Source organism: Clostridium tarantellae (assembly GCF_009295725.1).
Lineage (GTDB): Bacteria > Bacillota > Clostridia > Clostridiales > Clostridiaceae > Sarcina > Sarcina tarantellae.
This window is the reverse complement of the sequence record NZ_WHJC01000122.1, coordinates 1-9,848: the sequence shown is the minus strand read 5'-3', so window position 1 is coordinate 9,848 and position 9,848 is coordinate 1. Positions and strand designations below refer to the sequence as shown.

At 23.1% G+C, this 9,848-nt stretch carries 11 protein-coding genes; 9 read left to right on the top strand and 2 right to left on the bottom strand.

Annotated features, from left to right (window positions below):
• The first annotated feature begins 96 nt into the window (after positions 1-96).
• Entirely contained in the window at positions 97-606 is a 510-nt protein-coding gene (locus GBZ86_RS09110) for a hypothetical protein (protein ID WP_152889924.1), read from the top strand.
• Between the two features lie 219 nt (positions 607-825).
• Here GBZ86_RS09110 and GBZ86_RS09105 read toward each other — a convergent pair whose 3' ends face one another.
• A complete protein-coding gene (locus tag GBZ86_RS09105) occupies positions 826-1,200 on the bottom strand; it encodes a hypothetical protein (protein WP_152889922.1) in 375 nt (124 codons plus the stop codon).
• Positions 1,201-1,369: 169 nt separating this feature from the next.
• On the opposite strand from GBZ86_RS09105, the gene GBZ86_RS09100 reads away from it, so the two are divergent.
• Genes GBZ86_RS09100 through GBZ86_RS09090 form a run of 3 tightly spaced genes read left to right on the top strand, consistent with a single transcriptional unit; the run spans position 1,370 to position 4,671 of the window.
• The gene (locus GBZ86_RS09100) at positions 1,370-2,236 is read left to right on the top strand and encodes an ABC transporter ATP-binding protein (protein ID WP_152889920.1); all 867 of its coding nucleotides are present in this window, start codon (positions 1,370-1,372) and stop codon (positions 2,234-2,236) included.
• An 8-nt stretch (positions 2,237-2,244) separates the two neighbouring features.
• The gene (locus tag GBZ86_RS09095; protein ID WP_152889918.1) at positions 2,245-3,489 is read left to right on the top strand and encodes an ABC transporter permease subunit; all 1,245 of its coding nucleotides are present in this window, start codon (positions 2,245-2,247) and stop codon (positions 3,487-3,489) included.
• Positions 3,490-3,546: 57 nt separating this feature from the next.
• Positions 3,547-4,671: an ABC transporter permease subunit gene (locus GBZ86_RS09090; RefSeq protein WP_152889916.1), complete on the top strand. Its 1,125-nt coding sequence runs from the start codon at positions 3,547-3,549 to the stop codon at positions 4,669-4,671.
• A gap of 196 nt (positions 4,672-4,867) precedes the next feature.
• Here the strand turns inward: GBZ86_RS09090 and GBZ86_RS09085 are convergent, their stop codons facing one another.
• Entirely contained in the window at positions 4,868-5,563 is a 696-nt protein-coding gene (locus GBZ86_RS09085; protein ID WP_152889914.1) for a hypothetical protein, read from the bottom strand.
• A gap of 238 nt (positions 5,564-5,801) precedes the next feature.
• On the opposite strand from GBZ86_RS09085, the gene GBZ86_RS09080 reads away from it, so the two are divergent.
• From GBZ86_RS09080 to yjbM, 5 genes are all read left to right on the top strand, one after another.
• Complete coding sequence (locus GBZ86_RS09080) at positions 5,802-6,122, top strand: PadR family transcriptional regulator (protein WP_152889912.1); 321 nt, start codon at positions 5,802-5,804, stop codon at positions 6,120-6,122.
• Positions 6,115-6,708, top strand: coding sequence for a DUF1700 domain-containing protein (locus GBZ86_RS09075; protein WP_152889910.1), 594 nt, complete (start codon positions 6,115-6,117; stop codon positions 6,706-6,708). The genes GBZ86_RS09080 and GBZ86_RS09075 overlap by 8 nt, the downstream gene beginning before the upstream one ends.
• Positions 6,709-6,732: 24 nt before the next feature.
• Positions 6,733-7,866 (top strand): DUF4097 family beta strand repeat-containing protein, encoded by a 1,134-nt coding sequence (locus GBZ86_RS09070; RefSeq protein WP_152889908.1) that lies wholly within the window; start codon positions 6,733-6,735, stop codon positions 7,864-7,866.
• A gap of 175 nt (positions 7,867-8,041) precedes the next feature.
• A complete protein-coding gene (locus GBZ86_RS09065; protein ID WP_152889906.1) occupies positions 8,042-8,731 on the top strand; it encodes a metallophosphoesterase in 690 nt (229 codons plus the stop codon).
• Between the two features lie 116 nt (positions 8,732-8,847).
• Complete coding sequence (yjbM, locus tag GBZ86_RS09060) at positions 8,848-9,642, top strand: GTP diphosphokinase (RefSeq protein WP_152889904.1); 795 nt, start codon at positions 8,848-8,850, stop codon at positions 9,640-9,642.
• The last annotated feature ends 206 nt before the right edge of the window (positions 9,643-9,848 follow it).

Here is a 9,848-nt window from a genome sequence, read left to right as displayed (position 1 = left end):
TGAATTTTTTTTTGTAGAAAAGCATTATTTTAAGCCATATCTATTATGATTTTTATTTTTTCATGAATAATTAGGGATAAAGATATTAATCCTTTTATGAAAGAAAACATATATGTATTTATTTTTACTTCATCCCCTTTATTTTATTTGTTAGCGAATTTATATACCTTTATATCAATAAAAGAAAATAAAACTTATGAAATGGAAATGGTGTGTAAATATAATATTTATGAACTTTCTTCCTTTAGAATGTTAGTTTTTAGTATTTTAGCTATAATAATAAATAGCATAGTATTATTATTTATGCATAAAAATATAAATTTACTAAAGGGGTTAATGATATCTATAACTTCAGTGTTTATGTTTTCATCTTTATTTTTATACGTTATATTAAAGATAAAATATTCTATAGGAAAATGGATAGTGCCTATTAGTTGGATAATTTTTAATGTATTATTTAGTAATTTTAATTTATCTAAATATGCAATGATTTTATCCAATATACCTTTATATGTATATGGAGTAGTGTGTATAATGTTGGCATATGTTTATATGAAAAATATAGAAAAATTTATTTTCCATAAAGGTATTACTTTTCAAATTTAATTAGAAAATTTAGAGAATTTTCCTTTCAAAAAATAATATTCTTGAAATTTGAAGTTGATAGTCTAAAAAATAATTTATTTTGTGGTTAGACAAAGTTAAAGCAATTTCTAACTTCTATAAGGGAAGTATATTTGACACAATAAAAGTGATATGTTTTTTTTAACATATCACTTTTATTTATGGATTAAAAAATCAAATAAATTTTAATTTATAGAATAATTAAATTATAAAATTAACTACAATACATAGTATTCCCGCAATAACAAAGGAGAGCATGCTTATGCTAGTACTAAAGAAGTTCTTTAGAGTTCCTTTAGTTTTTTCTTTTTCAAGCTTAGTTATTTCAAGATTAGCATTTGAAATATATTGAGAATTGGTTTCACCCATAGATTGAAGCGATAAGCTCATAGTATTTCCTCCTAGAGAACTTAATACACCAATTATGATAAATAAAATACCTTCAATAAATAAAATATCATTTAATGCATAATTAGTTAATTTTAAAATTATTAATGCAATTATAAATAATAAAATAAACCATAGTATTCCAAAAAGAATACATTTAATTAATGTTTTTGTTTTAATATTATTCATCAATTTCACTCCTTAAACTTTTAAATAATTATATTGTTAAAGCCTTTTAAATATAACTTAACAAAATATTTAAATTAATATTTAAAAAAAAGTAAAACTTTTTAAAACTTCTCTACGAATACATAAGTGAAAGAATAAAACTTAATTAATAAACTAGGAGGAAAAAAGAATGTTATCAGTAATAGATATAAGCAAAAGCTATGGTGACTTTTGTGCATTAAAAAATATAAGTATGGAGTTTGAAAATGGTGTGTATGGATTACTTGCACCTAATGGTGCTGGTAAAACAACCCTTATTAAAATGTTAGTTACATTAATATTTCCAACAGAAGGAAGAATTCTTTATAATGGGGAAGATATTTTAGATATGGATGAAAGATATCGTGATATTTTAGGATATCTTCCTCAACATTTTGGATATTATAAAAATTATACTGCTTATAAATTTTTAATGTATATAGCTGCATTAAAGGGCATAGAAAAAAATAAAGCTAAGGAAAGAGTTAATGAATTGTTAAAAATGGTTTCTCTTCAAGAGGTGAAAAATAAAAAGCTAAAGAAATTTTCAGGTGGAATGATTCAAAGAGTGGGTATAGCTCAAGCACTTTTAAATGATCCTAAGATATTAATACTAGATGAACCAACAGCAGGACTTGATCCAAAGGAAAGAGCTAGATTTAGAAATCTTCTTAGTGAATTATCTAGAGATAGAATAATTATAATTTCAACACATATAGTTTCTGACATTGAATCTATAGCTAATGAAATAGTTATGATAAAAAATAAAAAGCTTTTATATAAAGATAATATAGAAAACATATGTAATAAGTTAAATGGAAAAGTATTTGAAACAATAGTTGCAATTAATGATATGAGTAACTTTAGAAAGGAGTATTTATCCTTATCTGAAAAGCAGGAAAGTGGAAAAATAAGAGTTAGATTTATAAGTGAAAATATACATAAAGAAGAGTGGATAGGAGTTATACCAAGTCTTGAAGATGTATTTTTATATGAATATAAAGAAGATATACTTTAGGTGATATTATGAATATTAAAATGTATGAATTTAAAAAAATATTTTCATCACCAGTAATTGTAATTTTAACTTTACTATTTTTAAGTTTTAATTTGTTAAATATTTTTAACTCACGTTATATATCTAATGACTTTGACGTATTAAATAAAATAGTAAATAAAGTAGGTTTTAAAATAGACAATAATATGAAAGAAAATTTAAAAGCTTATTATGAGGAAGAATTTAATAAATTAAATGAAAAATATTTTAGTAAATATAATAAAACCTATGAAAATATTACTGAAGCTTTTAATGATAATGAATTGTATTCTAAAAAAGAATTAAAAGATATGGAGGAAGTAGCTATTATACAGAGCTATTATTATGAAATACTAGCTTTAGAAGAAAAATATGACCACTTAACCATTGATGAATTAGCTAAGTATTCTATAGAGGCAAATAATTTAAAGGGAAAATCAAAAGAAGTAGTGGAAAGAGTCTATGAAAACTTTGAGGAAAGATTTCATAAACTTAAGGAAAATGGGGAACAGCATAATCTTTTTATTTCTCCTAAATATAAAATGCATAACTTTTTATTTATAGATATACTAAGAAGTTGTGCTTTAGAAATAGCTATTTTAATAGTTTTAATTGTAGCTCATTTAATTAACTTTGAGTTTGAAAATAAAACATATCATATAACTTATTCAAGTAAAAGGGGAAGAAAATTATTAATAGATAAGCTTTGTAGTTCCTTAGTAGCTAGTTTAATTGTGATAACTTTAATACTTGGTGTTACTTTAGCTATGTATTTTATAACTTTTGATTATAGTTCACTTTTAAATGTGCCTATAAGTACTTATTTTAATTGGGAATATCAGCTTCCTTTAATGAGCTGGTTTAATATTTCTTTTATACAATATTTACTTCTTACCATAGGTGTAATTTATGCATGTGAATTAATATTTTTACTAGTAACTTTTAGTATAAGTTGTTTTGTAAAAAATACTTACTTAGTATTTGCGATTTTCTTTATTATTTTTGGCATAGTATTTTTGTTGCCAGAGGCTATAGGTGTAAATAATATTTTAGTATTTTTGACAGTATTTACTCCATTTAACCTAATAATGATGCCATCTAATTTATTTTCATTAAGTGGTATATTAAATGATTTTAAGTATTATGAAGTTTATACTTTAATAATATGGACAATAGCTTTAATAGTATTAACATATATATTAATTAAAAGATTTAAAAAACAAAATCTAACTTAAGAGAGGGGGAGTTTTAGTGAAGATGTAATTAATACACATTCTCACTAAATATAATAAATGAATATAATTTTAAATGAAATAAAAAAAATATTTACCATAAAAAAATTAATAATATTAGGATTAATAACCTTTGTAATATATAATATGTTTATTTCCTTTTATGTAACCTACTTTCCAAATGGTAGACCAAGCTTAGATCATTATAATATATCTAAAGAAATGATAGCTAAGTATGGAAATGAACTTGATGAAAATGAATTTGAAGATTTTAAAAAAAGCTATGATGAAAAAATAGAACAAGCTGATGACATTGTTATTAATAATAAAAATGCACAAGCCTTAGGTTGGAAAAGCTATGAAGATATAGATATTAAAAAGAGCATGGAAGTTGAGCGTGAAATATTTAATACTAATGAGGATTTATTTTATGATATACAAACTAGAGAATCAATAATAAGTAATTATGAGGATAAAAATAATGCTAAATTTCATAATTTTAATACAAAACAATTGGGAAGATTTCAAGAAATTATAGATAAAGAGTATAACTTTTCTATATTAGATGGATTTACTGTATTTCAAAATTATAATGATTTTATGGGATTATCAGGTTTTTTAATTTGTATATGTGTAATGTTTATAAGCTCTAATATATTTTTAGATGATAATAAAAATAAAACTAATTATCTTCAATACTCATCAAAAATAGGAAGAAAGCTATTTAAGAAAAAAATAATAGCAGGAATTATAAGTACAGTAACATTGACTACATTGTATTTAGCTACTTTACTTTGGAGATATTTCTTTACTACCATTGATACAACTATGTTTTTTAATTGCACAGTAAATTCTTTTTTAAATGGATTATATTGGCATAACTTAACTTATTTACAATATATAATACTTATTGTAATTTTAATTTATATATTAGCTATAGCTACTTCTTTAATCTCTATGTATATATCCAGTAAAGTAAGTAGTTATATTGGTTTAATAGGATTTCAAGTGCCTATAATGATAGCTTGTTATCATATTATTCCTAACTTTCTTTTAAGAGATGTAGGAAGTATATATTATTCAAAATTATTATTGCCAATAGTTTATATTTTAATATTTATAATTCCAATAATATTAATAGTTTTAAGATATAGAAACGAAAAAAGAAAAGATATTATCAGTTAAAATAAAAGACTACATACTTTATTAGTATGTAGTTTTTATTTTAGTGAATTTATTAATTTTTAAATTCTAAAAAAATTTAATAGTTTTTTCATAATTAATAAAGTCTAGAGTTTTCATAGTATCACCTAAAAGAAGAGAGTAAGGAATAGATACTTAAGAGTAATATTTTATAAAGAAAGTGTATGGTAAATATATTCTAAGTTTTAAAAATCTTTTTAGGAGGAGAAATTTCATTAGCTGAAATTTTTTTAGTTAATATATTAGTTTTAATATCATAGGCTTTTGGAAAATCTATTCCATTTAAAATGATAGTTTTCAAATTTATTTCCTCTATATTATTATTTTTAGAATCAATTACAGTAAGAAATATATTAACTAAAAAGGCATAAATGGGAATAACAAAGATTAAATCTTTTTTTATTAACTTTTCTTTTGGCTCAAGTGAAGGTAGTTCATATTTATATTCAGATAAATTTGATTTACTAGTATTAGGATTATGGATGTTTACAGCTAGAGACAAATTACATTTAAAGAAAGAGTTGGTTGAATTTCTTAAATATAAAAATTTGTTAGTACCACCTAAATGATAAGGATTTATTTCAATTAAGGCATTGGGTTTTTTAAAACCTATAAATTCATAAACTTTAGTTAATCCTCTAATAGCTGCTTCTGATGAACGAATATTGCTTGAACAAACCTGAGTTCCTTCGTTAATATAAATAAGAATAATAATATTAATGGCTTGATCTGGTATTGATAAACTTCTAAAAATTCCAGGACCAAAAAAAGGTGTGCTTTTCATCATAGTAGTGTCTATTAATGGTATATTATAAGAAATAGACAATTTAATAGAGTCAAAAGAATGATTAAGAATAGTAATAGTTTTCATCATAATTATTCACTCCAAACATAATAAATTTTTGGATAGTATATTATATTTATAAAATAAAAAATATGTGAAATTAATTATAAATTAATCTATATACTTTTTTTACATATATAAATTGGGTTTTATTGACATATAATATTGTATATCATATAATATATTTATCATAATATTATATGCTGTATAATATTATGATAAATATATTAAAAATATGTTAAGCATTAAAAATAGGAGGAAAAAAGAAATGTCTTTTCAATTAGGAGCAGCATTATTAGATGCTTGTGTTTTAGCAGTTCTTTCAAGGAGAGATACCTATGGATATGTTTTAACTCAACAGGTTAGAGAAATAATGAATATATCTGAATCAACTCTTTATCCAGTGCTTAGAAGACTTCAAAAAAATGACTATTTAATTACATATGATGAAGCTTTTCAAGGAAGGAACAGAAGATATTATCAAATTACAAAGTTAGGAAAAGAAAAACTTCAAGAGTATGTTAATGAATGGGAGGATTATAAAAATAGAGTAGATAAGGTTTTGATAGGAGGGAAAAGTAGTGAATAAGGAAACTTTTATTAGGGAACTTAACAAAAAATTAAGCAAGTTACCAAAGGAAGAAAAAGAATCAGCTTTAGAGTATTATATTGAATATTTTAATGAAGCAGATATAAAAAATGATGAAAATGTAGATAAAGAGTTAGGCTCACCTTCTAAAATTGCTTCAGAAATTTTAGCTAATTATGCTATTAAAGATAATGTAGGTAAAACTAAAGCAAGTAAAATAAGGATTTCAGCTATTTGGTTTATTATTTTAGCTATTTTAGCTGCACCTATTACTCTTCCTTTAGTAATAGCTTTAATTTCTATAATTTTATCTATGGTATTAGTTATGCTATCTTTAATTTTTGCTTTTGGCATAACAGCATTGGCTATTGTAGGTACAGGATTTTTTACTATTTTTGCAGGTTTCACAGTTATGGTTCAGGATTTTGCTACATCAATTATGTTTATAGGTATAGGCCTTGCAACTTTAGGTGTGGGGATATTAATTTCTATGGCTATTTTTTATTTAAGTAAATTATCTTTTAGAGGGATTATAAGTATTTCAAATAAGTTGCTTAAAAAATTTGGATCTTCAAAATTAAAGTAATTTATAAAATTAGGTGGTGAAAAAATGAAAAAATCTAAATTATTAATAATAATTTCTTCAGTGTTAATAGTATTAGGAGTAATACTTGGTATTGTTGGTTATTCAATGGGAGCTAGTTTTAATATAGTAAAAGATAAAAATGGTTTTCGAGTATATGATGAGGATGATTTAGAAACACAAACAGAAGATCTTTTAGAGATTAAAAATATAGAAATAAATGGGGATATAGAAGTTTTACAAATAATAAAATCAGATAAATATGCCATAAGTACTACTAATGTTAAAGGGAAAAATGAAATAAAGTTTACTGAAAAAAATGGCAAATTAAAAGTAGAGACTATAAATGAAAAAGCAAAATCTTTTAGTATTAATATTGGTAATAAAAAATCAACAAATATTTTAAAGATATATATACCACAAAATGCTAAATTAGATAGTGTTAATATTAATACAAATAATTCAACAATTCATATTAGTGATTGTAATGTGAAAGAGATGTTAATAAAAGATAAATATGGTTCTTTATATATAAGTGATATAAAATCAAGTTCTATTAATACAGAATTAAGTAATGGAAATACTACTATGAAAAATGTAGAAAGCAACGTTATAAATATAGAAAATTCGTATGGTTCATTAAAAATAGAAAATGGAGTTTTTCAAAATTTGAAAACTTTTGTAAAAAACGGAAATACACATATAAATGATGTAAAAGTAAATAAAGAAACTTTAATAAAAAATTCTTATGGTACTATTAATGTTAAAGATTGTGTGTTTAATATTTTAAAGAGCCATATAAATAATGGAGATATTAACATAGGTAATAGCAATGCCAAAAATACAAGTATAGACAACGCTTATGGAAATCTAGAAAGTAATGAATTTATCAGTGAATCAACAATTGTAAATGGTAATAATTCCAATATTAATTTAACAGGAAAATTTTTAGGAAATACTAAAATAAAATCTCATCATAGTAATATTAAATTAACAACAGGAATTGAAAAAAATTCTTATAATTATGATATTTATTGTAATAATGGTATACTTAATGTTAATGGAAAAGGATTTGAAAAAGAATTAAAAGAAGATAATAAAGCTAATAATAATTTAAATATAGAAAATAATAATGGTAATATTACAGTAGATTTTCAGTAAAATATTTAATAATTATAATGAATAATATAAAGAAAAATTTAAAACTTATAAATTAAATATAGGTTAGATTTGAAGAGAAAGTTTAATATAAAACTCTTTAATAAATTTAAGGTTATGTTATAATAGTTTTGGTTATTATAACATAACCTTATCTTATACACGAAAGGTGATGAATATGGCATTATACGCTATTTCAGATTTACATCTTGCTTTAAATGCAGATAAACCTATGGATATATTTGGAGAGCATTGGTTTAAGCATCACGAGCAGATTAAAGAGAATTGGTTGAGTAAAATAACAGATGAAGATACAGTGTTAATTGCTGGGGATATATCTTGGTCTATGAAGCATGATGAAAGTAAGGAAGATTTAGATTGGATTAATTCTTTACCAGGAAAAAAGATAATTTCAAAAGGAAATCATGATTATTGGTGGGGAAGCATAGTAAAATTAAATTCTATGTATGAAAACACTAAATTTATACAGAATAACTTTTTTACATATAAAGATTGGGCTATATGTGGAACTAGAGGATGGATTTGTAAAGGGTCTGATAAGTTTACAAATAAAGATGAAAAAATTTATGAGAGAGAGCAAATTAGATTAAGATTATCTTTAGAAGCTGCAAAAAAAGAAGGATATGAAAAGATAATATGTATGATCCATTATCCTCCTACTAATGAAAAACTTCAAGATTCAGCTTTTACAGATATTTTTAAAGAATTTAAAGTAAGCAAAGTAATATATGGACATTTACATGGAAAGCATTTAAGCAATGTATTAAATGGTGAAAGAAATGGTATAAAGTATATACTTACTAGCTGTGATTATATAAATTTTAATCCACTACAAATATTAGATTAAAATTTTTACTACCTAATGTAATGAAATAATGTAAAATTTTTATATTAAATCATTTAGTTTTAAAGCAATTTTTGTTATAATTAGCAAGTAGTACTTTAGTAAGAAAAGGTGATATTATGGCTATGAAAAGTTGGAAAGAATTTTTAACACCTTATGAACAGGCCGTTTCAGAGTTAAAGGTTAAATTGAGAAGTATAAGAAAAGAATATAGAAGAAAAAATGAATACTCTCCTATAGAATTTGTTACAGGTAGAGTTAAAGAGGTTTCAAGTATATTAGAAAAAGCAAATAAGTATTCTATACCAATAGATAGATTACAATATGAAATGGAAGATATAGCTGGTATAAGAATAATGTGTCAGTTTGTTGATGATATAGAATTTGTAGTTGAATTAATAAGACAGAGAAAAGATATGCAAATTCTTTATGAAAAAGATTATGTTACTAATGTTAAGGCTAGTGGATATAGAAGTTATCATGTAGTAATAAAATATCCTGTAAATATGGCTGAAGGGCAAATTGAAATATTAGCGGAATTTCAAATAAGAACTTTAGCAATGAATTTTTGGGCTACTATTGAACATTCACTTAATTATAAGTATAAAAAGAATGTTCCAGAGGATATTAAGCATAAATTAAAAAGTGCAGCAGATGCAGCTTTTACATTAGATGAAGAAATGCTTGAAATAAAGGATGAAATAAAGGATGCTCAAAAGTTATTTGAAATAAAATCAGACATAATAACTAATATAATGAATGATATATTAACACTTATATCTATTGGAAAAATAGCTGAAGCATCAAGATATCAAATGTCATTAAATAAGTTAATAGAAGAAGGGGAAGTTTGGGAGTTAAATAATCTTCTTCATGCTGTACAAAGAGATATAGATAAATTTAAAGAAATGTAATATTATTTATATTCGTTTTATTTATTTTATTATGATAAATAGTTAAAAAGGATAAGTTTAAAAAATTTTACTAATTAATTAGAAGTAGTATAAAATCATTTTAAGATTTTATACTACTTTTTTTTTCTTTAGGAAATTATAATTTTAAAAATCTGTGAACAACTTTAATTAAAGTGCCGAAGGTGGTCTGCGAAGCAGATTTTGTT

Excerpts from the sequence above, each read along its gene's own strand:
- GBZ86_RS09110 (WP_152889924.1), top strand. The coding sequence starts at position 97 with ATGAAAGAAAACATATATGTATTTATTTTTACTTCATCCCCTTTATTT.
- GBZ86_RS09105 (WP_152889922.1), bottom strand. The coding sequence starts at position 1,200 with ATGAATAATATTAAAACAAAAACATTAATTAAATGTATTCTTTTTGGA.
- GBZ86_RS09100 (WP_152889920.1), top strand. The coding sequence starts at position 1,370 with ATGTTATCAGTAATAGATATAAGCAAAAGCTATGGTGACTTTTGTGCA.
- GBZ86_RS09095 (WP_152889918.1), top strand. The coding sequence starts at position 2,245 with ATGAATATTAAAATGTATGAATTTAAAAAAATATTTTCATCACCAGTA.
- GBZ86_RS09090 (WP_152889916.1), top strand. The coding sequence starts at position 3,547 with ATGAATATAATTTTAAATGAAATAAAAAAAATATTTACCATAAAAAAA.
- GBZ86_RS09085 (WP_152889914.1), bottom strand. The coding sequence starts at position 5,563 with ATGATGAAAACTATTACTATTCTTAATCATTCTTTTGACTCTATTAAA.
- GBZ86_RS09080 (WP_152889912.1), top strand. The coding sequence starts at position 5,802 with ATGTCTTTTCAATTAGGAGCAGCATTATTAGATGCTTGTGTTTTAGCA.
- GBZ86_RS09070 (WP_152889908.1), top strand. The coding sequence starts at position 6,733 with ATGAAAAAATCTAAATTATTAATAATAATTTCTTCAGTGTTAATAGTA.
- GBZ86_RS09065 (WP_152889906.1), top strand. The coding sequence starts at position 8,042 with ATGGCATTATACGCTATTTCAGATTTACATCTTGCTTTAAATGCAGAT.
- yjbM (WP_152889904.1), top strand. The coding sequence starts at position 8,848 with ATGGCTATGAAAAGTTGGAAAGAATTTTTAACACCTTATGAACAGGCC.